Annotated in this window: 20 protein-coding genes; 13 read left to right on the plus strand and 7 right to left on the minus strand. The window is 47.4% G+C overall.

Annotated features, from left to right (window positions below; translation table 11 throughout):
* Positions 1-11: 11 nt before the first annotated feature.
* Both JQX58_RS05295 and JQX58_RS05300 read left to right on the plus strand, forming a co-directional pair.
* Positions 12-758, plus strand: coding sequence for a YciK family oxidoreductase (locus JQX58_RS05295; protein WP_204145755.1), 747 nt, complete (start codon positions 12-14; stop codon positions 756-758).
* A gap of 135 nt (positions 759-893) precedes the next feature.
* Complete coding sequence (locus JQX58_RS05300) at positions 894-3,674, plus strand: insulinase family protein (RefSeq protein WP_204145756.1); 2,781 nt, start codon at positions 894-896, stop codon at positions 3,672-3,674.
* Here JQX58_RS05300 and JQX58_RS05305 read toward each other — a convergent pair whose 3' ends face one another.
* Together JQX58_RS05305 and fabV are read right to left on the minus strand one after the other, a co-directional pair.
* The gene (locus tag JQX58_RS05305; RefSeq protein WP_204145757.1) at positions 3,675-4,271 is read right to left on the minus strand and encodes a hypothetical protein; all 597 of its coding nucleotides are present in this window, start codon (positions 4,269-4,271) and stop codon (positions 3,675-3,677) included.
* Positions 4,272-4,368: 97 nt separating this feature from the next.
* The gene (gene fabV / locus JQX58_RS05310) at positions 4,369-5,571 is read right to left on the minus strand and encodes an enoyl-ACP reductase FabV (RefSeq protein ID WP_204145758.1); all 1,203 of its coding nucleotides are present in this window, start codon (positions 5,569-5,571) and stop codon (positions 4,369-4,371) included.
* Between the two features lie 143 nt (positions 5,572-5,714).
* Here fabV and JQX58_RS05315 point away from each other — a divergent pair, with 143 nt between their 5' ends.
* Positions 5,715-6,944 carry a glycosyltransferase family 4 protein gene (locus JQX58_RS05315; protein WP_204145759.1) on the plus strand — a complete coding sequence of 410 codons (1,230 nt, stop codon included), beginning with the start codon at positions 5,715-5,717 and terminating at the stop codon, positions 6,942-6,944.
* Positions 6,945-6,947: 3 nt separating this feature from the next.
* Here the strand turns inward: JQX58_RS05315 and JQX58_RS05320 are convergent, their stop codons facing one another.
* The 3 genes from JQX58_RS05320 to JQX58_RS05330 all read right to left on the minus strand — a co-directional run bounded on the left by JQX58_RS05320 (position 6,948) and on the right by JQX58_RS05330 (position 8,119).
* Complete coding sequence (locus JQX58_RS05320) at positions 6,948-7,163, minus strand: DUF1289 domain-containing protein (RefSeq protein ID WP_204145760.1); 216 nt, start codon at positions 7,161-7,163, stop codon at positions 6,948-6,950.
* Positions 7,153-7,320, minus strand: a complete 168-nt coding sequence (locus JQX58_RS05325; RefSeq protein ID WP_204145761.1) for an oxidoreductase-like domain-containing protein — start codon at positions 7,318-7,320, stop codon at positions 7,153-7,155. Before JQX58_RS05325 ends, JQX58_RS05320 begins: the two co-directional genes overlap by 11 nt.
* 82 nt (positions 7,321-7,402) lie before the next feature.
* Complete coding sequence (locus tag JQX58_RS05330) at positions 7,403-8,119, minus strand: YebC/PmpR family DNA-binding transcriptional regulator (protein WP_204145762.1); 717 nt, start codon at positions 8,117-8,119, stop codon at positions 7,403-7,405.
* Between the two features lie 258 nt (positions 8,120-8,377).
* Between JQX58_RS05330 and JQX58_RS05335 the strand changes: the two genes are divergently transcribed.
* The 8 genes from JQX58_RS05335 (at position 8,378) to JQX58_RS05370 (ending at position 17,458) form a co-directional block, all read left to right on the plus strand.
* Positions 8,378-10,162 carry a SulP family inorganic anion transporter gene (locus tag JQX58_RS05335; protein WP_204145763.1) on the plus strand — a complete coding sequence of 595 codons (1,785 nt, stop codon included), beginning with the start codon at positions 8,378-8,380 and terminating at the stop codon, positions 10,160-10,162.
* 131 nt (positions 10,163-10,293) lie between these two features.
* Positions 10,294-11,700: an ATP-binding protein gene (locus tag JQX58_RS05340; RefSeq protein WP_204145764.1), complete on the plus strand. Its 1,407-nt coding sequence runs from the start codon at positions 10,294-10,296 to the stop codon at positions 11,698-11,700.
* Positions 11,701-11,715: 15 nt separating this feature from the next.
* Complete coding sequence (locus tag JQX58_RS05345; protein WP_204145765.1) at positions 11,716-12,393, plus strand: response regulator; 678 nt, start codon at positions 11,716-11,718, stop codon at positions 12,391-12,393.
* Between the two features lie 29 nt (positions 12,394-12,422).
* Positions 12,423-13,373, plus strand: a complete 951-nt coding sequence (locus JQX58_RS05350; protein WP_204145766.1) for an AEC family transporter — start codon at positions 12,423-12,425, stop codon at positions 13,371-13,373.
* A 92-nt stretch (positions 13,374-13,465) separates the two neighbouring features.
* Complete coding sequence (locus JQX58_RS05355; protein WP_204145767.1) at positions 13,466-14,341, plus strand: hypothetical protein; 876 nt, start codon at positions 13,466-13,468, stop codon at positions 14,339-14,341.
* A 13-nt stretch (positions 14,342-14,354) separates the two neighbouring features.
* A complete protein-coding gene (fldB, locus tag JQX58_RS05360) occupies positions 14,355-14,894 on the plus strand; it encodes a flavodoxin FldB (RefSeq protein ID WP_204145768.1) in 540 nt (179 codons plus the stop codon).
* A gap of 219 nt (positions 14,895-15,113) precedes the next feature.
* A complete protein-coding gene (locus tag JQX58_RS05365) occupies positions 15,114-15,431 on the plus strand; it encodes a DUF3301 domain-containing protein (protein ID WP_204145769.1) in 318 nt (105 codons plus the stop codon).
* Positions 15,432-15,571: 140 nt separating this feature from the next.
* Positions 15,572-17,458 (plus strand): methyl-accepting chemotaxis protein, encoded by a 1,887-nt coding sequence (locus JQX58_RS05370; RefSeq protein ID WP_204145770.1) that lies wholly within the window; start codon positions 15,572-15,574, stop codon positions 17,456-17,458.
* Positions 17,459-17,533: 75 nt separating this feature from the next.
* On the opposite strand, the gene gltX is transcribed toward JQX58_RS05370, so the two are convergent.
* Both gltX and xni read right to left on the minus strand, forming a co-directional pair.
* On the minus strand, positions 17,534-19,015 hold the full coding sequence (gene gltX / locus JQX58_RS05375) for a glutamate--tRNA ligase (protein ID WP_204145771.1): 1,482 nt from the start codon (positions 19,013-19,015) through the stop codon (positions 17,534-17,536).
* A gap of 128 nt (positions 19,016-19,143) precedes the next feature.
* Positions 19,144-19,923, minus strand: coding sequence for a flap endonuclease Xni (xni, locus tag JQX58_RS05380; RefSeq protein ID WP_204145772.1), 780 nt, complete (start codon positions 19,921-19,923; stop codon positions 19,144-19,146).
* Positions 19,924-20,034: 111 nt separating this feature from the next.
* Here xni and JQX58_RS05385 point away from each other — a divergent pair, with 111 nt between their 5' ends.
* Positions 20,035-21,276: a hypothetical protein gene (locus JQX58_RS05385; protein ID WP_204145773.1), complete on the plus strand. Its 1,242-nt coding sequence runs from the start codon at positions 20,035-20,037 to the stop codon at positions 21,274-21,276.
* A 199-nt stretch (positions 21,277-21,475) separates the two neighbouring features.
* Positions 21,476-22,789 (plus strand): TolC family outer membrane protein, encoded by a 1,314-nt coding sequence (locus JQX58_RS05390; RefSeq protein ID WP_204145774.1) that lies wholly within the window; start codon positions 21,476-21,478, stop codon positions 22,787-22,789.
* The last annotated feature ends 93 nt before the right edge of the window (positions 22,790-22,882 follow it).

Genomic DNA, 22,882 nt, shown 5'->3' on the forward strand with positions numbered 1-22,882 from the left:
AGGAGGCTGTGATGCTAGACTATCAAGCAGCAAACGACTTATTACAGGATAAAGTGATACTGGTAACGGGTGCTGGTGACGGCATTGGTAAAGAAGCGGCCTTACAATATGCCGCTCATGGTGCCACCGTTATCTTACTTGGGCGCACCACCAAAAAGCTTGAGCAGGTTTACGACCAAATCGATGCCCAAGGGTACCCTCAAGCCGCCATCGTTCCTCTGAATCTAGACACTGCAGCCGAACATGACTACATCGAGCTCGCCAATACCATCGAGAGTGAATTTGGACGCTTAGACGGTATTTTACACAACGCCAGTTTGCTCGGAGCACGCACCCCTCTTGCCAACTTCGAGCCAAGCACGTTTGAGCAGGTGATGCGCGTCAACGTCAACGCACCGTTTTTATTAAACCAAGCATTGATGCCACTGCTACAAAAAGCACCACACGCCTCTATCGTCTTTACCAGCTCAAGTGTCGGCCGCAAAGCCAAAGCCTACTGGGGCGCCTATGCAGTATCTAAGTTTGCTACCGAAGCCATGATGCAGTTGCTTGCTGATGAAATGGAAAATATCTCCAACATTCGTGTCAACGCTATCAACCCCGGTGCGACTCGAACCAGCATGCGCGCCTTTGCTTATCCAGCCGAAGACCCAAATACCCTTAAAACACCGGCTGACATCATGCCGCTCTATTTATATCTAATGGGCGACGACAGCCTAGAAGTTAATGGTCAATCCATCGACGCCCAACCCAAATAGTAGCGATTGGTTATTTTTTGTGCACCAAGCTTGCACTCTTACATGGCATCAGGTTAGCCTGATGCCATGACTTTATTTATTAGCCGACTCAGCCCCCTTCTCGTCTCGCTAGCCATCATCGCTAGCGTAGTTTTAGTGAGTTTTTCAGCCGTAGCCAAATCTATGCAAACCATTCATGGTAAAAGCCTTAGCGACTCTAATGAGTACGCCACCCTAACACTCGACAACGGCCTAACAGTCATTTTAGTGTCCGATCCAAATGCTGAGCGCTCCGCCGCCTCGTTAGCTGTTGGCGCGGGCAATTATCAGGACCCTAACGAACACGCAGGCATTGCCCACCTACTAGAACACATGCTGTTTTTAGGCACCGAAAAATACCCTGAAGCCGACGCTTATCAAGCCTTCATCCGCGCCAAAGGTGGCTCACACAACGCCTACACCAGTGCACAGCTAACCAATTACTACTTTGACATATTGCCTGATCACTACAGTGAGGCGTTGGATCGCTTTGCGCAATTTTTCATCTCACCGACACTCGATGCTCAGTACATTGAACGTGAAATTCACGCCGTCGACGCGGAGTATCGTGCAAAACTCAACGATGAAAATCGCCGTAGTCATGAGTCGTTAAAGCAACTATACAATCCCAAACACCCTGCCAGCCGCTTTACCGTGGGCAATCTAGACACGCTAGGCAATCTAGAGACCAGCGAGCTTAGAAAAAGCCTCAAGGAGTTTTATCAGGCACATTACACGCCTGATAACATGGTGCTGACACTGGTCGCAAAACAGCCGCTTGAGTTACTTGAAGGCTACGCCCGACAATATTTTGATGGCATCACCAACCACCACGTAGCGAGCTCATCCGCAGCACTCCCGACACTGGTGACGCAGCCTAAGACCATCCAATTTTTTAAGACCAACACCGAAAAGAACGTCGTAAAACTGCTCTTCCCCATCGATAGCCAAACCCAAAACTACGCCAGTCAGCCGACGCGCTATTTGTCGTACGTACTTGGTGACGAATCACAAAATTCCGTGTTTGCTGATCTTAAACGTAATGGCTGGGCGCAATCTTTACATGTCAGCCTGAAGCAAGACGATGGCCAGCAAGCCATGTTTGCTATAACGCTAAGCCTTACCGAAGCCGGCGTAACACAACGCGACCAAGTCATCGCTAGACTTTTCAAGGCCATTAACAATCTACGCCAAGCAGATATTTCCAGCGACTACTTAGACGAAATTCAAACCCTAAGCGCGCTCAATTTTGAGCACCGCGACTACGTTGCCCCAATGCGCTTAGCACAAGTTTTATCGAGCCGAGCCTTAGACGTCAGCGCCACTGAACTGCTTAACAGTTTTCATATCACTCAGCACGCCCCTGACGCAGCCATTGAAAGACTGTTACAGCAGCTCGATCCGGATCAAGTCATTGTCCAATGGCAAAGCGATCGCCTATTTCCAGATAACTGGGCACAAAACGAAAGTAAATGGCGCACCGAGCCACTTTATAATGGCCAGTATCGCCAGTCTCTTCTCACCAAGGACTGGCCCTACCGCCAACTCACTGAGCCGCTTTCTGATCGATATGGACTCCCTGACAGCAATCCCTTTATACCTAAAGATTTAAGCTTGTTAGGCCAAACCGATGCACAACCGCAACGTTTGACCGAGCAATCTGGTTTTGACTTCTGGTACCGAGCTAATGGCCAATACCAAAACCCCAACGGCATGATTTTTGGCTATTTTGGTTTTCTTGAAGATCCCAGCCGCCGCGACTGCCTAACCTTACAACTGTGGGCACGACTGTTTAGCGATGCCACCAGTGAAAGTACCTATCAACCGTTTATGGCCGGACTGGGTTACCAACTTTACCCCCATCGCAACGGTCTGACACTTCGTACCAATGGCTACAGTGACAAACAGGCCGAATTCTTTGAGCAGATGATTGAAAAACTCATGGCATTTCGCGCCACACCTGAGCGTTTAGAACTGGCGCGCGAAGAAGTTGCCAAAGGCCTAAGAAATCTGGATTCGCAACCCCCCTACGCGCTAGCGCGTCATTACTTCAGCCAAGTGGCCGTTAAGGGCAACTCAAGTATAGAGCTCATGCAACAGCAGTTGGCCGACATCAGTCTAGAAGAGATTAACCAGTTTATTGAGCGCCAGCTACAAACGTTCCACTTCACTGGCTACATGACAGGTAACTTCACCGCAACACAAGCGCAACAGCTGTCACAAACCATGCAGACAAACCTAGCACCTAAACTTGGGGAACACGCCTATCAATACGTCCAGCTAAATGAGTTTGAGCCCTCTAAGCGTTATATTTTCCCATTCGAGACCAGCAGCTCCGACAGTACAGTGCTGTACAATTTAATTGCCGCAGACACCAACGATGCCAGCTACCAAGAGCGTGCATACGTACGTATTTTAAGCCAACTTCTCAGTGCGCGTTTCTATCATGAATTTCGCACCGAAAAGCAGTATGGCTACATCGTGGCGGTCACCAATCAGACCATTGAAAAAACGCCAGCCATTGGTTTTTTGGTGCAATCACCCAAAATCAGCACACAGAAACTGGTCAACGAAATTGAACGCTTCATTGATGAGCAAGAATGGGGCGACAACATTTCCCAACAAGACTTTGATCAAGCAAGAGAGGCATTGCTGGCAGCGTTCAAAAAACCTCCCACTAGCCTCAAAGAAGAAGCCCTACGTGAATGGCCTCACATTGTCGAACCAGAACATCAATTTGACGATCGTGACAACTGGATTGCTGCTCTAGAAGGGCTAGATCGTGAGGCGTTTTTGGCTTACGTAAATGAAAAAGTCGAGCAAGACCAAGCCGCTCGACTTCTTATCACCAACAAATGGCAGGATTTAGATATTTGGCAATCGGTGGCGATTCAATAATTAACCACCGATGAGACGCTCAAGCTTTTCTTCATTGCTTAGCGTCTCCGCCTCTGCATTTTGCTCTCTCTCAGGCGTTACTGGCGTGCTGCCTTGCGGTGCCTCTCCCATTACACGGTTACCTGGAATAACTTCGGTAAACTCACCTTCATCAGGTGTACCATGAATCTCTGCTTGGTCTGCTTCTAACTTTTCAAGCTGATCACCAAAAATACCGACTTCTGGCATCATACTTAAACGACGCTGTTGAATCTCTTCAGGAATATGACCTGTAAACAACACCGTAAACGGTGCCTCTTCAGTACGCTGATTGACCTCTCGATAAATCTCTTGCTCACGCTTAGCGATGTTAGACTCTTCTAGGTAGGACAATTGACTGGGATTAGCGGAGACCACCATATTGGCTAGCACATTGTTCTTTGGCTGCTCTGGCGGAATGACAGTGACACCTTCTGGAGTATTGTGAACGACTTGGTGTGTGCCGCTGTAAACCTGATTACCGTAGAGCACTTCTACCGGTTCACGGGTAATGGTTTGCGACCATGCCGGCAGTGACGCGAACGTTGCCGTCACGATGATAAACTTTTTTAAGGGCATGTTTGTTCTCCTAATCGTTACACCATCATAGAAGAATCTTGACACAAAAAAAAGGAGACCTAGGTCTCCTTTTTACAAAAGCATGTAAGCAAATGTCTTAAAGTGTAATCACATCAAACGGAACTTGAGGATCCACATCCGCTTCATAATCAACGCCTTCAACACCAAAACCAAACAGCTTCAAGAACTCATCCTTGTACAGTTGGTAATCGGTTTCAGCGAATAGGTTTGCGTCGGTAATTTGTGGCCATAGGTCGCGACACGCCTGCTGCACGTCTTCACGCAATTCCCAATCATCAAGACGTAGACGATTGTTATCATCTACTAATTCTGCTGGGTTATTGTCGTTGTATAAACGCTCAGCAAACATACGGTAGATTTGATCCATACAACCTTCGTGCAGACCTTTTTCGCGCATCACCTTGAATACCATAGATAGGTATAGAGGCATCACAGGAATCGCTGAAGACGCTTGCGTTACAACAGATTTAAGAACGGCTACGTTGGCGCCACCGCCCTGCAGAGCAAGCTTAGCATCGATTTCTTTTGCTGCGCGGTCTAGGTCTTCTTTGGCTTTACCTAGGGCACCGTGCCAGTAAATCGGCCAAGTGATGTCAGAGCCAATGTAAGAGTAAGCAACGGTACGCGCACCTTCGGCCAATACACCGGCTTCAGCCAGCGCCGACATCCAAAGCTCCCAGTCTTCGCCACCCATAACCGTAACAGTTTGTTCTACTTCTTCCTGAGTTGCAGGCTCGATTTCAGCGTCGATGATGACATCGCGGTTGGTATCGATGGCAGTAGAACGGTAAGGTTCGCCGATAGGTTTAAGTACTGAACGGATCACTTCACCTGACTCAGGCATTTTACGCACGGGTGATGCCAATGAGTAAACCACTAGGTCAATCTCACCTAGATCTTCTTTAATCAATTCAATAGCTTTCTCGCGCGCTTCGTTTGAAAACGCATCACCATTGATGCTTTTCGCGTACAAACCTGCTTTGTGAGCTGCTTTATCGAATGCTGCAGCGTTGTACCAACCCGCTGTGCCAGGTTTCTTCTCAGTCGCTGGCTTTTCAAAGAACACACCAATAGTCGCCGCACCAGAGCCGAAGGCTGCTGCGATTCGAGAAGATAGGCCGTAACCGCTTGATGAACCGATTACCAATACTTTTTTAGGGCCATTTTTGATTTCGCCATTCGCTTTTGTTTTAGCGATCTGGTTTAGGACATTTTGCTCACAACCGGTTGGGTGTGTCGTTGTACAAATAAATCCACGAATTTTCGGCTTAATGATCATAGTTAAGTCTCAACGTCATGTTTCCATCACATGTCATTCGGCCCGTCATAGGCCGACAACACAAAGTTGGCGCACATGATACAATACCCAGCAATACTTGTCCCTTTTCTTTATTTGCTCGGTAAATCAATTACGCCTCCTTTATGAAAATTTTAATTATTGGCTATGTCTGGCCAGAGCCCAACTCCTCGGCTGCAGGCAGCCGCATGATGCAACTGATCAAAACCTTTCGCGCACAAGATTGGGACGTGGAGTTTGCCTCCCCCGCACAGACAGGCGAGCACATGGAAGACCTGAAGCTTTATGGCGTCACCAGTCAAGCCATTGAACTCAATCATGACAGTTTCAATGACTACATTGCCTCTCTCAATCCCGACATCGTCGTGTTTGATCGCTTCATGATGGAAGAGCAGTTCGGTTGGCGCGTCGAAAAATACGCACCCAATGCCTTACGCGTACTTAATACCGAAGACCTGCATTCGTTACGTGACGCACGTCATACAGCTATCAAGCAAAATCGAGCGTTTGAACTGAGTGACATGCACAGTGACTTGGGAGTGCGCGAAATCGCGGCCATTTATCGTAGCGACTTAACCTTGATGATTTCAGAGTTCGAGACCGCTCTACTTAAAGACAGCTTTCAAGTCCCCGACACACACGTTATGCACTTACCCTTTATGCTTGATACGCAATCTCTGCGAGCAAAGAGCTTTGCTGAGCGCCAAGATTTTGTATTTATCGGCAACTTTCGCCACGCACCTAATTGGGATGCGGTGCTACAACTAAAGCAAGTGTATTGGCCCAAGATCCGCGCGCAATTGCCGCAAGCTAAGCTGAATATTTATGGCGCTTACCCACCACCTAAAGCAACGCAGTTACACAATGAAAAAGAAGGTTTTTTAGTAAAAGGCTGGGCTGATAATGCGCTTGAAGTCATTGAAGACGCACGCATCATGCTAAGCCCGATACGCTTCGGTGCTGGCATTAAAGGTAAATTGGTGGAGGCAATGCAGGTTGGCACCCCAAGCATTACTACGACGGTCGGCGCTGAAGCGATGGCCGGTAAACTACCTTGGAACGGTATAGTAACAGACGATGTAGAGGAATTTGTTGCGGCCGCAGTCAGCTTATACCAAGACACCAAAAGTTACGCGCTCATGCAGCATAATGGCCATCAAATCATCACGCAACGTTACGAGCAAAGCACTTGGCAAGACAGCCTTATCGGTCGACTTAAGATTCAATTGCAGCTCAAAGACCGTTTGCGCAACAATTTCTTTTTGGGTCGACTGGCGCGCCATCATTCGATGAAAAGCACGCAGTATATGTCACAATGGATTGCACTGAAAAATGCACAACCAAGTGACTCTTAGACCTTAATTGACATAAGGGCTGGCCGCTTCCCGTTGTTGGGCTTTTTCTACCACGGCCAGCTGCTCATCGCGAGTCATTTTGCCCCAGCGGCTAATCTCTTTGCCGGTGCGGTAGCAGCCAATACACACGTTCTCATCATTCAATTCGCAGATATTGATACACGGAGAACGGACGGCTTTTTGTTTAGCTGAGGCTTTTTTGCGGTTTTTATTTTTCATTATTAGCCTTTGACGCGTTAGCTTGTTGGGCTTCCTTCAAGGCTTTTTGCTGAGCATTCCACTCGCGCAGCTCTTCATAATAGGTATCCCAAACACAGGGTGAACACTCGCTTTCGCAGCATTCCCAATCTTCAGGTGGCTCGGGCCTTTGATCCATATTTTCCTCACATAAAAAAATCCCTCCTGAGCACGATTCATTTACATGAGCTCGCCATCAAAGAGGGATTATTTCTTAGCGCTTAGTATTCAGCGTTATGGTAAACACGCTGAACATCATCTAGATCGTTTAATAGATCTAGGAAACGCTCGAATTGCTCAACATCTTCGCCTGAGATTTCAGTCGTCATTTGCGGGATGAACTGAATCTCATCCACATCAAAATCAACGCCTGGGAAGTTGTCGACGATGGCTTGGCGCGCTTTGCCGTACTCTGTGTTAGGCGTAAATACGCTTGCTTTACCTTCATCGTATTCAATGTCAGTAACGTCAACGTCTGCTTCCAGCAAAGCTTCCATCACAGTGTCTTCGTCTTCTGCAGCAAATACAAAGATCGCAGAGTGATCAAACATGTGCGAAACACTGCCTTGGGTGCCGATCTTGCTTTTCACTTTGTTAAAGCAAGTACGTACATCACCGAAGGTACGGTTTGGGTTATCCGACAAACAATCGACGATGACCATGGTGTTGCCAGGGCCAAAACCTTCGTAACGAGCCGTGTCAAAATCTTCACCGCCGCCACCTTTGGCTTTGTCGAGTGCTTTTTCGATTACGTGGGTCGGTACTTGATCCTTCTTGGCGCGGTCAATCAAACTACGTAGCGCAAGGTTACCATCTGGATCGATGCCGCCTGATTTCGCACATACATAAATTTCACGTCCGTACTTACTGTAAACCTTGGCTTTTTGATCCGAGGTTTTCGCCATGGACTCTTTTCGGTTCTGATAGGCTCTGCCCATTACATCTTCCTACTATTCGGTCATTTAGAAAAAACAAAATTCTAACGCTAAGTGCCATGTTAGGAAACAACCTTGTGACTTTTTCATTAACAAATGACGCCCTTTTCATACAGAGCTAGCTATAACACGTTACAATGCAGGCCTTTGTTGCGCTTTCGCACAGCGAACCACAGAAGTTGTTAAATTTGGTTAAATGGTTTTTATTAAACGAACGTTTAATTATAATGCTATTTTACCCTATCTCTTGAGGAGACATTCATGTCACGCATCCTGCACCGATGGCTACCTTGGCTAACGTTCGTTAATGGCGCAACTGTAAAAGCCGATGTCATTGCAGGAATAACATGTGCCTCAATGTCTATTCCACAAGGGATCGCCTTTGCCGCGATTGCAGGCCTACCAGCAGAGTATGGCTTTTACAGCGCCATGGTGGCGCCCATCATTGCCGTACTATTTGGCTCGTCTTGGCATATGGTTTGTGGCCCAGCGACCGCTATTTCTGCACTGCTTTTCTCAACCCTCTCTGGCCTCTATGCACCAGGCTCGGCAGAATTTATTCAGGCAGCCTTAGCCATCACCTTCTTGGCTGGCTTAATTCAGCTGGCACTGGGTCTTGCCAAGCTTGGTAATCTTACTAACTTTGTTTCCCATGCGGTAATGGTAGGTTTTATTACCGGCGCAGCATTTTTAATCATGCTAAGCCAAGTACAACATGCGCTGACCGCAGAGCTGCCAAGACCTGAGCAACTGCCCAAGTTCATTGGCGCACTCTTTAGCGTCACACCTGCAGTCAACATGTATTCACTCACCATTACGCTGGTCACCATAGGCTCGGCCATTCTCATCAGGGCGATTATGCCCAAGCTGCCGCATTATTTGTTGGCTTTAATTATCGGCAGTGTGGCGGGCTATTTTTTGAATGCTGGCGCTCATGGTGTGCCTCTAGTGGGTGAGCTTAATGAAGCCATTCCCCCGTTTGCGCTTATTGAATTTTCATCAGCCACCTTGCGTGAGCTGGCCCCTGGCGCGGTTGTGCTGGCATTAATTGGCTTGCTAGAAGCCGCTTCCATCTCAAAAGCCATTGCCCTTAAAACCCAACAAGAAGTAGATACCAACCGCGAGTTTGTCGGCCAAGGCATGTCCAACATCGTCGGCAGTCTGTTCTCTAACTACATGAGCTCCGGCTCGTTTACTCGTAGCGGCATCAATGTCGAAGCAGGCGCTAGAACACCGCTGGCGATTATTTTCTCCAGTGTATTTTTACTGCTCATTCTAAGTTTAATTGCGCCGTTGTTTTCACACCTACCAATCCCCGCTATGGCAGGCATTATTATGCTGGTAGGCTGGCGCTTAATTGAGTTTAAAGAATTAATTCATTATGGCAAAACCAGTCGTAGCGAGCTTGTTATTGCACTGGTGACGCTTGTTGGTACGGTTGGCATTAGTCTAGAGTTTGGCATTTTGGTGGGTGTCGGGCTGAGCTTGGCGCTGTTTTTAAATCAAACAGCCAAACCCAATGTGCGTATCTTGGCGCCAATGGAAACGGATGAAGGGCGCTATTTTCACAACATCATGCACTTCGATTTAGAGACCTGTCCTCAGATTCATTTCATTCGCTTAGATGGCCCACTCTATTTTGGTTCAGTGGATTCGATGGCTAAACAATTTCAAGACATCGAGCACTCCATGCCTCACAAAGACCACTGGGTCATTTTATGCCGCGGCTTGTCGGCAATCGATATTCAGGGTGCGCACTTTTTAAAACAACTGACGGACCAACGTCGTGCCATGGGCACCGAAGTACATTTAGTCGTGCGTTACTTGTGGCAACTAGAGCAGTTAAGGCGCTTTGGAGTCCTTGATCACATCGGTGCAGCACACACCTACCCAGGCAAAGGCATCGCTATCAAGCAGATTGAAAAGGATATGGATTTAGGTCAATGCGCTCGTTGTAATAAGAACGTTTTTTGGGAATGCCAAGCACGTAAGCAAAAAGGCCAAGCACTGATCGCAATAGATCAACTATCAAGCGACCAGAGTTGATAGTGATTCCTCATTATTTGCTGACAATGTGACAGACTCGCTCTCCCGCTGTTTGAAAGTTCGTTGTAATATGGTTTGATTGATCGATCAAAATTATTCCAACCAATAACTTAGGCACAGCGATAACCAATATGTTTGGCTCAAAAAGCTTCCAGATTCGGCACAAACTGTTTTTAGTATTTGTGCTGAGCAACATTCTTTTGATTGTCTCCATGTGGCAAGTTTTCCAATGGAGTTTTGACCGTGGCTTTGTTACCTACGCGACCGAGCGCGACCGTGACTTTTTACAACAAATGGCCAGCCGTACGGCCAACCTATACATTTATTACGACGATTGGTACTTTTTGGTCCAAGAAAGTCGCCTAGAAAAAGATTGGCAGCAGGCTAAGCTTGAAAATATTCGCGACTTGATTCCACCACCGAGCACCCCAAATCTTGACCTTATCTATCCGTCGCAATATTACCGCCAGCGCTTTTTGTTATTTGGCGCTGACAAACAAAATTTAATCGGTGATGTGCCTTTTACTGACGCGGAAACCCAACCAGTACGCGTTGACGATCAGTTAGTAGGTTATGTCGGCTTGCGCTCAATGCGTGCTTTAGTACAGGATCAAACTTTAAGTTTCGTGCGCCAACAAGGTGAGGCTTTCTTATTGATTTCAGCCTTTATGCTAACCATTGCCGCCTTATTAACGTGGCCGTTGGCGCAGTGGCTGAGTCGCCCTATCTGTACCGTTCGTCAAGCCACCAAGCGCTTGTCTGCGGGACAATTTGATACGCGTATTAAAATCAAAGGGACAGATGAATTAGCTGACCTAGGTAGAGATTTTAACAACTTGGCTTCGACGCTTGAGCACATGCGAGAGGCCCGCAAAAAGTGGGTGGCGGATACCGCCCACGAATTACGTACGCCAGTGGCGATTCTGCGTGGCGAAATCGAAGCCATGCAAGATGGCATTATCAAGGTCACGCCAGACTCATTAGGCTCGCTACAACAAGAGGCCGTGCACATTGCACGCTTGATTGACGACTTAAACCAACTGTCAATGCATGACATGGGCAGTTTGAACTACACCATGGAAGACGTCACCCTAAACGATATTATTGAGCAAACAGCATCATCAATGAGTTTACCCTTTGATGAAGCTGGGTTAGATTTAGAACTTGTATTCGCCAAAAAAGCACCAATTAACATCACTGGCGACCAAGACAGATTGCATCAATTGTTTGCCAATCTAATGAATAACACACTTAAATACACCAATGCCCCAGGCAAGTTGACCGTCACACTCACCCGTGAAGGCAAAAAAGCGGTCGTGCTGTTTGAAGACACACCGCCTGGTGTAAGCGATGAAGACATTAAACAAATTTTTGAACAGTTTTTCCGTGTGGAAAACTCACGTAATCGTGCAACAGGTGGGCGCGGCCTAGGGCTTGCCATTTGTACGAGCATTGTTGATGGACATCAAGGCTCTATTTCCGCCTACCATTCTCCTAATGGTGGTCTGGGGATACGCGTCGAATTCCCTCTAAATTAATATGGACTTGAAACTATGAGCAAAGTACTGATTGTAGAAGACGAACCAAAATTGGCAGAATTGATGGCCGCTTACCTTGAGCAAGCAGGCTATGAATATCACCACATCGACCGTGGTGATCAAGTTGTCGATTACCTAAAAAATAATCAAGCAGACTTGATGTTGCTCGACCTAATGCTTCCAGGCCTTGATGGTGTCGAAGTATGTAAGCAAGTACGTCAATTCAGTGGCATGCCCATCATCATGGTGACAGCAAAAGCTGAAGAAATTGACCGTCTAATCGGTCTAGAAATGGGTGCCGATGATTACGTTTGTAAGCCTTTCAGCCCACGTGAAATCGTTGCGCGTGTTAAAGCTAACCTACGTCGTGTCGAGCTTGACCAGACAGAAGCACCTAAGACAGATGGCTTTGACTTGGATGCAGATCGCCTACGTGCCACTTATAAAGGTGAGCTAATCGACCTAACGACTGTTGAGTTCCAATTGCTACAACTTTTGATCAAAGAGCCAGGCCGTGTATTTGGCCGTGACATGATCATGAAGAGCATCTACACCGACAGCCGTGTGGTGAGTGACCGTACGATCGATAGTCACATTAAGAAACTACGTAAGAAAATCGCCGTTGTGGCACCTGAGCTTAATGTTATCCACTCTGTTTACGGCGCGGGCTACCGTTTCGAAAACAACGATTAATTAGCTCATATAATATTTAAGGCAGACACATGGGTGACTTTTTATCGGTGGTGGAGTTTTCGATCTCCATCACGGCGCCAATCTTTTTAGTACTGATCGTCGGGGTCATTTTAGAAAGAGTCGGCATGATTAACGACAACTTCGTTAGCGTTGCTTCCAAAGTTGTCTTCAACGTCGCCATGCCTGCCTTAATATTTATCAGTATTACGCAAAACAATACCGACCCTGATGGCCATGTGGGCTTGATGGTTTACGGTATCATTGCCACCTTTATCAGTTATCTATTTTTAGAACTGGTCGCAGCGAAAGTCATCCGCAACAAATCCGATCGCGGTATTGTTGTGCAAGGCGCGTTTCGCTCCAATATGGCCATTATTGGCTTGGCCTATGCCATGAATGCCTATGGTGATGAAGCATTAGCGGTGGCATCTGCTTATCTTGGCGGCGTGATGGTGCTTTACAATGTGCTGTCTGTCATCACGATCAATCGCTCCATGAGCGCCAACAAAAGCATTCGTGATTCCCTAATCTCGATTGCCAAGAACCCACTTATTTTAGCCATTGTTGCTGCGTTTCTTGCAAATCAGCTAAATGTGCAACTCCCGGAGATAGTCACCCAAGCGGGCAATTATTTTGCGCGCATGACCTTACCATTAGCACTGTTATGTGCTGGCGCCTCACTGCGCTTCCAAGCTTTGAAGCAAGATCTAATGCCTTCTTTATATGCCACTATTGGCAAGTTAGCTTTAGTGCCTGTTGCCTTAACACTTGGCGGTTACTTAGTTGGCTTTAGAGGCATTGAGCTTGGCGTATTATTCCTGCTCTCTTCTTCACCCTCTGCATCGGCAGGCTATATCATGGCGCGCGCCATGAATGGCAACGCCGTGTTAGCGGCCAACATCATTGTGCTTACCACCTTATTATCGCTGCTGAGCACCAGTATTGGCGTCACCTTATTACGTTCGTTACAACTGATTTAAATTTTTTTGTAAATTTAAATGAGAAGCACTTGCATTAAAATCTAAGAAGCTATTAAATAGTAATCATTCTCAGGATTGACGGATGATTAGACATGATTTTACAAGCGAGTGAATTATTTGATGAGGCAGGCGTTATTGTTTCTACCTGTGCTCGCTGGCTGTCCGGTTACCAGCGTGTCAAAGCGCCTTTAAGTGGTTTAAAGCTTATTCAGCAGACCCTTCAAATCAGCCAACCCGTCACCATACAAGAGCATATTTCAGCAGGCGTTTACTTTACGTTTAACACTGCTCACTCTGAACATCACACCGATGAAGTGACCGCTATTCAAGTGCAACCTGTGTTTCAAGACTCAGTGGTCGATTGGGAAGTGGCACAGCCAAAAAATTTCGCCTGGATTCAGCTATTCATTAGCTGGGAGCAATTAGCCACTGTCACTGGCGAACCGGTGGCACAAGCGCAAAGCTTCTTCGCTCGCCATGTGGGCCAAGAAACAGGCGCTTCCCTCGCCTTGCCTCAGACTCAAGCGCTCAGCAAAGATCTGCATCATCTGCTCGCTCAAGAAGGCAAGCAGCTCGCTTTAATCGGCAAGTTGTACAGTGTCATTTTTCAGTTTATTGAACACATTCAGATTCGTAGCCATCTTGCTAAATGCGAAGGCTGCCAAAAGAAGTTATTTAACAGCCAAAACCTGTTGGAATCAGATACTAAATACAGTGCCCAGCAGCTGGCGAAAGAAGTCGGTTTAACACTTACGGCACTGGAACTCGGTTTCCCGATCATTGCCAACATGACAGTACCCGAATACCAAATTGAAGTTGCAATTCGTAAAGCCCTGAGTCAGCAAGGCTCAGGCGTTTCACTCGCAAAGCGTATCAACGCTGATACTGGCCTTGCGAAACAAGACATTGAAAAGGCCTGCCTTAAGCGCTTTGGGGTATTAAGCCACCAACTAGGCAGTATGCAGTAACATTGAGGACACTATGAGCACTACGAACACCATCGGACTTTTTTACGGCACCGATACTTCTAACACCGAAATGGTCGGCCAAAAGATCCAGCAACAATTTGCCGAACTGGATCAAGCCGTCGAGATGCACGATATCAAAGACTCTGATATCAGCCAGCTACTCGAGTACGATTTTTTAATCCTCGGAATTCCTACATGGGACTTTGGTGGTATCCAAGCAGATTGGGAGGAAGTCGGTGACGCCCTTTCCGAGCTGGACCTATCAGGCAAAATTATCGCCCTATACGGCCTAGGCGACCAATTCGGTTACGGCGATTACTTTGTTGATGCGATCGGTTGGCTCCATGAAAAACTCGCCAATACCGGCGCAACCTTCATCGGCCAATGGTCGACTGAAGGTTATGATTTTGAAGCGTCTCGTGGCGTAAACGCCGACAAAACAGAGTTTGTCGGCCTTGCGATCGACGAAGACCAGCAATTTGACCTAACCGATCAACGTGTTGAGCAGTGGGTCATACAACTTTATGCAGAGCAGGCACTGGCAGCCGCCTAAGGTTAGATAGACTGGCTCACGGTTTTGCACACGACTCGTTTGGCTTCCACTCATTCGCTGCCCCGAATGACCAAATTCGTGCAAATAAGTGATTGACCGAAGGTTAATTTCTGCATAAAACACGCTTCCTCTTTCTCTCTCCTGCTTTTGGGGAAGCGTGTTTCTTTTTTTCCCGCCCTTTTGTTACTCTTGCTAACTCTTTTTGTTAGACAAAGCGCTATGAACCTAACCTTACCCGATCTTACTCTTGGCTTTTCATTGATCGCCTTGGCACTACTACTTTGGCAAAACTTCAAAATTCGCGAGCTGGCGTTAGCGCGAGCTAAGCAATATTGTCAAAAACTCGACTTGCAAATATTAGACGATGCCGTCTATGGCATTAGCTGGCGCCCGGTATTCTATAAAGGCCAACCGCGTATACGTCGTCGCTTTCGCTTTACTTTTACCACCACCGGAGAGCAACGTTATCACGGCGAGTTAGAAATGATCGGCCGCCATCAAACTCATATCAGCGTCGATCCTCACCGCATCGATTAAACCGTTATTCGACTTACAAACTTACACATTTCTGACGCTTAGCTATTTACAAAACTTACATAAGACTAAATACTCAGGGAGTAACATCGGAAATACCTAGTCATTACTATAAAAAACAAAAACGTAAGTAGGTGAATGTAATGTTGGCAAACCTAAGTTTTAAAGCCAAGCTGATGATCCTTCTTGGTGGCGCCATTCTCGGCTTCATCATTGTCACGGTCGTCGCACTGAACGGCATGAATGCACAAACCTCAGCTTCGGAGCGCTTCGAAGCAACCGCAAAAGTTCAAAATGATCTGTCTACCCTAGTGATCTCCAATATGTCTTTGTACGAGCAACTGGATCAACTAGACGATACAAGCTATCAAGACTTTTTAACCACTCTTGCCGCCACGTCTGAAGAATATAAAACCATTGTCGAAAAGGATATCGAACTGGCACAAGACCCTCAAACTAAGAAACTGCTGACGCAACTGCGTGAACAACTGATCACATATTCCAATACCCTAAAAAACCTAGTCACGCTTAAACAGCAAATCGGCTTTACCGCCAGCTCAGGCATGAAAGGCGAGCTATTAGTCCTCGGCGATGAAGTGGTCGAAAAAGTATCGTTCCTAAGCTTAGTCAAACAAGAGTTTTTACCAGTACGTGAAGCAGAAAAAAACTTCTTATTTGAACCAACGCCGGCAAACAAAGAAGCCTTCGAAAGCCGCTATGAGAAATTCTACCAGCGCGTCGTTAACTTCGGCCTCGAAGAGCGCTTTGGTGAGGTGATTCAAGCCTACTACGCTAAAGTACAAGACTATGGTCAGGTCGTCGCTCGCCTAACGGCTCTGGAGCGCGAGTTTGATAACATTCGTGATCAGTACAATGCCACGACTAATCAGGCGCAAGAACAACTTCGCCAAGCTGTACGCAATGCTCGACAGCAGGCAGAAGCGCAATCCGATCAAGCCGCGATTAGCGTCATCGTCGTCAGTGTGATTGTTGCGGTGTTGGCCGCTCTAATGATGATGGCCATTGGTCGTAGCGTAAACCGTTCCTTAAGCCAAATCATACGTGACTTGGGTAAAGTGAAAGATGGCGATTTAAGTGCTCGTTTAGCCATCAATCATAAACGCAACGATGAATTCGACTCACTGTGCAGTTCGGTTAACGAAATGACTTCTGGCTTGGGTTCTGTCATCGGTGATGTCGTGCACACGACTCGTGATGTCAGTGGCCGCGTGGGTGAACTAAATGGTGCCGTCGCTAATATTGCCAGCAGTAACCGTTCGGTGACTGAGCAAACAAACTCTTTGGCAGCCGCGACAGAGGAAATCTCTACCACCATCAGCAGTATTTCCAGCACGACTGAAGAGCTGAGTGAACAATCCAAACACACTTACGAATCCGCCAAACTTGGCGCAGAAACTATTAATGGTGCGCTGTCCAATCTTGGTCAGACGATCGAAGTAGTCAATGAAACAGGTCGCCAATTAAACGAACTTGGCCGCCTATCAAAAGACATTGATGATGTGATTGGCATGATCAATGACTTGGCCAATCAAACCAATCTGCTTGCCTTAAACGCTGCCATCGAAGCGGCTCGTGCAGGCGAAGCGGGTCGTGGCTTCTCAGTGGTTGCCGATGAAGTACGCTCGCTCGCTGAGAAAACTGTGGACGCCACAGCGAAGATTACTGACATTGTTGGCACGATCCAAAGCTCTACTCAAACGGCAATCGACACCATGGCCAGCGGCCAAGATAACCTGCATTCGATTGAGCAATACAGCGAAAAAGCCTCCCATGCGATTCGCGAAATTGAGCAACATGCACAAACCAGTTCGTTGTCTTCTGTCGATATGGCACGCTCCATTCAAGAAGTAGCGAAAACGGCGGTGCATATGAGCGAAGAGATGGACCGTATCGCGCAACAACTACAACGTGACAGCAGCGACATTGGCAGCATTGAAAGCAGCACACGTCATATCCATGACCAGGTTTCTGCCTTGGACGACAAAACCAAGGTGTTCACTACCTCCTAAAGATGTATTTGGACCATAAAAAAAGGCCGATCACTGATGAAGTGATCGGCCTTTTTCGTAGCGCTTACTGTGCTTTTATAGCTCAGCGAACTCTTTTTCCCAACGTTTGGCTTCTTTCTTAGAAGGACCGCCAACAGCATTAACTGCATGGCGCAGACGTGCGCGCGTCATATCTGGCCCCAAGATCGTCATGGAATCAAACACTGACACTGACGCTGTGGTACCAGCAACGGCAACAAACAATGGCGCAAAGAAGTCTTTGGGCTTCACTTCCATAGCTTGTGCTAGGGATTTCATTTCAGCAAAGATCTTATCTTTTTCCCAAGAGCGTAGTGCTTCCAGCTTCCAAAGAGCGAACTGAAGTGCCTTACGTAAGGTCTCCTGCTCCATCTTGATCTCAGCAAACGACTCAGCCGTCACATCTAGCTGGCCTTTGAAGAAGAAACCAGCGACATCGGCGACGTCAGAGAATGTCTCAATACGCGGGATAATTAACGGTAAGATCGCATTAACATACTCACTGTTCAGACCCCACTCGGCAAATTTCTGCGCAAAATCAGCCGGTGATAAATCTTCACGAATCCATAGACCGTTTAGCCATTTCAGTTTTTCAACATCAAATACTGGGCCACCTAGTGAAACACGCTGAATATCGAAGTTCTCGATCATGTCAGCTAGGGCAAATTTTTCGCTCTCATCTGGCATTGACCAGCCCATACGACCTAGATAGTTGATCACGGCTTCTGGCAGGAATCCCATGCGCTGATAGTACAGGATAGACGTTGGGTTTTTACGCTTAGACAACTTCGATTTATCAGGGTTACGCAACAAAGGCATGTGGCACAGTGTCGGCATGTCCCAACCAAAGTATTGGTACAGCAAAATGTGCTTCGGCGCTGAGTTGATCCACTCCTCACCACGGATTACGTGCGTAATCTTCATCAGGTGATCGTCTACTACGTTAGCTAAATGGTAAGTTGGTAGACCATCGGCTTTAAGCAGTACTTGCTGATCAATTTGCGCCCAATCGATTTCGATTTCACCGCGCAGCATGTCTTGTACGACACAAGTACCTTCTTCTGGCACTTTCATGCGAATCACGTACGGTACACCCGCATCGATTTTCGCCTGCACTTCTTCCGCACTAAGCTTCAGAGCGCGGCCGTCGTATTTTTGTGGCAAGCCTTGCTCTTTTTGCTCGGCACGCATTTGATCTAGCTCTTCCGCGGTTTCAAACGCGTAAAACGCATGACCTTTTTCCACCAACTCAAGGGCGTAATCTTTATAAATATCACCACGCTCACTTTGACGGTATGGACCATGTGGACCGCCAACGTCAGGACCTTCAGACCAATCCAATCCTAACCAACGCAATGCATCAAGGATCATCTTCTCCGATTCTGGGGTACTGCGGGTTTGGTCAGTATCTTCGATACGTAAAATAAATTCGCCGCCCATTTTTTTGGCAAAGGCCATATTAAACAGTGCGATGTATGCAGTACCAACGTGAGGGTCGCCAGTTGGAGAAGGCGCAATACGAGTTCTTACCTCAGACATATCCTATCTCATTAATCGGGTTAGTGATGCGGGCTATTATATGCCTGTTAGACGCTATCAGTAAGGGTCAATTCACACCTTTTATGCGAGGAAATGCATGAAATAAGGATTATGGGGCACCGCTCAGCTTATACCGACTGTTTTAGCTGTGACAAACGAATGCCAATATCGACATCGGTGCGCAACGTCACCATTTGACGAGCAAACAAGCAGTGCTCTAAGTGGCCTGACAACAAATTCTGCAAACGTGGTGTATAACGTGATAAATCGGCATAAACTTGCTCCAGCGTGTCCGCTTGCGCTAGCACTTGCGTCGCCAGTTTCGGCCCAACGCCTTTCACACCTGGAATATGATTGGTCGTATCACCGACGAGTGCCCAATAGTCCGGCAATTGAGCTACCCGCACGCCATACTTCTGCTCTACCCACTCCACATCGTAACCTTGCTTAGCAAAATAGTCGTATTGCAAGATATTTGGCTCAGTAAGTAACTGCGTGTAGCCTTTATCAGTGGACACAATCATGCTCTGAATACCGTGCTCACTGGCCTTATAGGCTAATGTGGCGACTAGATCATCCGCTTCCCAGCCATTAAGCCGCAAACAAGGCCAACCATTGAAGCGAAACAGTTTGGCAAAATCTGGCATTGCCTCAAGCAGTTGATCGTCCATCGGCGCACGACCAAGCTTGTATTCCGGAAACAGCTCATGGCGCCAAGTTTTGGCTGGCGAATCAAACACTATGGCCACGTACATAGGCGCAAACTGTTGCACCAGTTTTGCCATCGCATCGACACACAACCCTTGCGTGCGCTCAATGCGTCTAGTCGCATCCGCTTCACTTTCTAGTGCCGCATGTAAGCGTCGTATCAAGTTTAAGCCATCAATGAGTAAAAGCCTTTGGCGCACGGTTACCTTCCACTTTGCATCCTACCTGTTGTCTCTATTCTACGTTATTCTGAAGCCTAATTGGTAACAGGGTAAAGCTTCGTCGCCCATAGAGAATAAGGTGAATAGGTTATGGATACTAAAACGGCACTGACCCACGCGACAGTCGCAGGACTGCTCCTCACATCAGTAAATACTATGGCCGCGCCCGACGCGATCGTCATTGACCAAAACAGCAGTCAGGTCACAGAAACCTTAGGCAAACAAGACACACTCAGTTTTACCCCCATGCGTGGCACCCTACTGCCAGTTGGGCAATCTTACAGCCCTTTTCAATTACCTAACTTTGACTCATCAGAGCGCCGCAACTGGACCGATCACATTGGCCAACCGGTGCGCGTAGAACACAAACAGCGCGATTTTTCTCTTGAAGGCACTTTGGATGCGGTATCGGGTAACAGCTTTACCTTGAGCGTAAAACGCGTTGCCGCAAGCTACCCACTGTCGGACTTCTACTTAGTGCCCAAACTTGCTGCGGCCAACAGCCGCAGCTCAGTCAATTATCAAGGCACTCTAACCTATCAGACGGGCGATTTAACTTGGCAGCCTGAGCTATCCATGATCATTAATGATCGAGACGTCACCTTAATTCAGCAAGCCAGTATCGATAACCAAGCCTCTAGTGATCTTGAGCTAGACAAGGTTTTGCTGCATTACAGTCAAAATCGCAATGTCCGTCCGATGATGAAAAATGCTATGGCCAGCGATATGCGCGTTGAAGGCGCTGCACCAAGCACGGATTACAGCAATAATGAAATCACACTAGAGCTGCAGCAGCTGGCCTTGCCTGCCGCCTCGGAAACGCTAGTGGATCTTGGCAAAACCACGAGCCGCATTGAACAGAGCCGTAATGTCACCAGTGTCTACAGCTATGCTTCGGCCTCTAAATTGCCCCTGAGTTTTCATCAGGAAATTCGCTTTTCAAGCCCCAAAGATCTGATCCCTGGCAACTATCAGACGCTTTGGTATAAAGAACCTTACTATGTACAGGGTAATCGCGTGAGCCTGCAGCATACCCGCGAAAACGCCGAAATTACTGTACAGCTAAATCGCAGCTTAGATATCAAAGGTGACCTTACTCTAGTAACCGAATCAAAACAGGGCGACCACATCACTCAGACGTGGGAGCTTAACCTAGAGAACCTATCGCGCCAGAATCAAGCGTATCAGATTAACCATCAGCTTCAGGGCACCATTACAGACGTTTCATTACGCTCCCTTGAGCAAACGGCAGCCAATCAAGTGTCGCTATCTGGCACACTGGCAGCCAACAGCGATTACCAGATACGCTATACAGTTGACTTAGAAAAGTAGCCAATTCAGTTGCGGATTAACGCTCAAGACACATGACTTAGTCCGCAACCTTGTTTATTTACACAATGGCTTTAGTACACCTAGAGAATCTGTATGATATTGTCTTAAGTCATACAAGATATACCGATATGGGTGGTACCCACGCCTTGCGGCGTGGGGTAATATAAATTTATTTCATATTAAGGCCAGATTACACTCCATGAGAAAGCACATCATTGCATCGTTAGTGGCTGCCGCTGCAGCGGTACCAGCCCATTCAGAAACACTACTTGAAGTTTACAACCTAGCACTGAATCACGATCCAAGCTTGCGTGCTGCGGCAGCGACCTACCGCGCCGACAAAGAGCAAGTCGACGTGACTCGTGGTAACTTGTACCCAAATATTAGCTTTAGCGGGAGCCTTGGTTACACCAAAACCGACCCAGAAGAAGCTGAGTCTTTTGACAACACACAGAACCAGCTGGCTGTAAATCTGGATTACCCGATTTACTCACCAGCGCTGAACTACGGTGTCGATGCGACAGAAATTTCTTTAAAGAGCTCAGGCGTCGCCCTAGAGCAAGCCAAAGAAACACTGATCTACGAAACCCTATCTGATTACTTTGCCGTACTGACGGCACAAGCGACCCTTGATACGATTCGCTCACAGGTAAAAAGCTATGCTGGTCAGCTTGACCGCGTGAAAAAACAATACGAAGTCGGTCTAGTGTCCATCACAGATCAGCAAGATGCTCAGTCGGCTTACGACTCTATCTTGGTGACAGAACTAAACGCGGAAGCACAGCTAACGATCGCGCTTGAAACATTGCGCCAGCGTACTGGCCGCACCATCACTATGATTCCTAGCCTCTCTGAAGACTACCCTATCAAGGTGGCAGAAAACTTAGATGCCCGCGAGCTATTGGGTGTTGCCATGATGAACAACAAAAACATCCAAACATTGGATCTTTCTGTTGAACTGGCTGAAAACAATATCGATATCCAAAAAGCCAGCGGTCGCACGCCAACGGTCTCGATCACAGGTGCCGTATCGCGTACCGACAACGACTACGATCGTGAAACCGCCAACCGTCGTGATGGTGCAACCAATACCTCTTCGATCGGTTTAGGCGTGGCTATCCCACTGTACAGTGGTGGTGCCATTAACGCTTCGATTCGCCAAGCTGCCGCCAGCGCTGAAGCCGCCATGGAAACACGTGCAGATTCGATCCAAGACATTGAGCTAAGCATTCGTAACGCAGTACTTCAACTTCGCACTCTAGCCGCTCAGGTGAAAGCTCAGAAACAAGCCATCACTTCTGCCGAAAGTGCCCTAGAAGCCACTCAAGCAGGATACGATGTCGGTACACGTAACATTGTTGAGCTACTCGATGCTCAATCTATCTTCTTTGATGCCAAGAATACCTACGAGCAGCTACGCTACGACTTTGTGCTACAGCAAATCACCTTGCAGCAGCTAACGGGTGAGCTTAATGAAGAGGATATTGCCCAGCTAAACCAGTGGCTAATCTAGAGACTCTTCTTGATAAAAAGCCTGCTAGAGCGATCTAGCAGGCTTTTTTTTGCTTAGATCCTTACCTCTAGCGCACCAACTTTTAGACACAAA

The organism is Marinomonas ostreistagni, assembly GCF_016888445.1.
GTDB classification, from domain to species: Bacteria; Pseudomonadota; Gammaproteobacteria; order Pseudomonadales; family Marinomonadaceae; genus Marinomonas; species Marinomonas ostreistagni.

Coding starts and splice junctions, on each gene's coding strand:
- JQX58_RS05365 (WP_204145769.1), top strand. CDS start 15,114: ATGAACCTAACCTTACCCGATCTTACTCTTGGCTTTTCATTGATCGCC.
- JQX58_RS05370 (WP_204145770.1), top strand. CDS start 15,572: ATGTTGGCAAACCTAAGTTTTAAAGCCAAGCTGATGATCCTTCTTGGT.
- JQX58_RS05340 (WP_204145764.1), top strand. CDS start 10,294: ATGTTTGGCTCAAAAAGCTTCCAGATTCGGCACAAACTGTTTTTAGTA.
- JQX58_RS05330 (WP_204145762.1), bottom strand. CDS start 8,119: ATGGGCAGAGCCTATCAGAACCGAAAAGAGTCCATGGCGAAAACCTCG.
- JQX58_RS05315 (WP_204145759.1), top strand. CDS start 5,715: ATGAAAATTTTAATTATTGGCTATGTCTGGCCAGAGCCCAACTCCTCG.
- JQX58_RS05325 (WP_204145761.1), bottom strand. CDS start 7,320: ATGGATCAAAGGCCCGAGCCACCTGAAGATTGGGAATGCTGCGAAAGC.
- JQX58_RS05385 (WP_204145773.1), top strand. CDS start 20,035: ATGGATACTAAAACGGCACTGACCCACGCGACAGTCGCAGGACTGCTC.
- JQX58_RS05295 (WP_204145755.1), top strand. CDS start 12: ATGCTAGACTATCAAGCAGCAAACGACTTATTACAGGATAAAGTGATA.
- JQX58_RS05305 (WP_204145757.1), bottom strand. CDS start 4,271: ATGCCCTTAAAAAAGTTTATCATCGTGACGGCAACGTTCGCGTCACTG.
- fabV (WP_204145758.1), bottom strand. CDS start 5,571: ATGATCATTAAGCCGAAAATTCGTGGATTTATTTGTACAACGACACAC.
- JQX58_RS05390 (WP_204145774.1), top strand. CDS start 21,476: ATGAGAAAGCACATCATTGCATCGTTAGTGGCTGCCGCTGCAGCGGTA.
- JQX58_RS05335 (WP_204145763.1), top strand. CDS start 8,378: ATGTCACGCATCCTGCACCGATGGCTACCTTGGCTAACGTTCGTTAAT.
- JQX58_RS05320 (WP_204145760.1), bottom strand. CDS start 7,163: ATGAAAAATAAAAACCGCAAAAAAGCCTCAGCTAAACAAAAAGCCGTC.
- JQX58_RS05350 (WP_204145766.1), top strand. CDS start 12,423: ATGGGTGACTTTTTATCGGTGGTGGAGTTTTCGATCTCCATCACGGCG.
- gltX (WP_204145771.1), bottom strand. CDS start 19,015: ATGTCTGAGGTAAGAACTCGTATTGCGCCTTCTCCAACTGGCGACCCT.
- JQX58_RS05345 (WP_204145765.1), top strand. CDS start 11,716: ATGAGCAAAGTACTGATTGTAGAAGACGAACCAAAATTGGCAGAATTG.
- JQX58_RS05355 (WP_204145767.1), top strand. CDS start 13,466: ATGATTTTACAAGCGAGTGAATTATTTGATGAGGCAGGCGTTATTGTT.
- fldB (WP_204145768.1), top strand. CDS start 14,355: ATGAGCACTACGAACACCATCGGACTTTTTTACGGCACCGATACTTCT.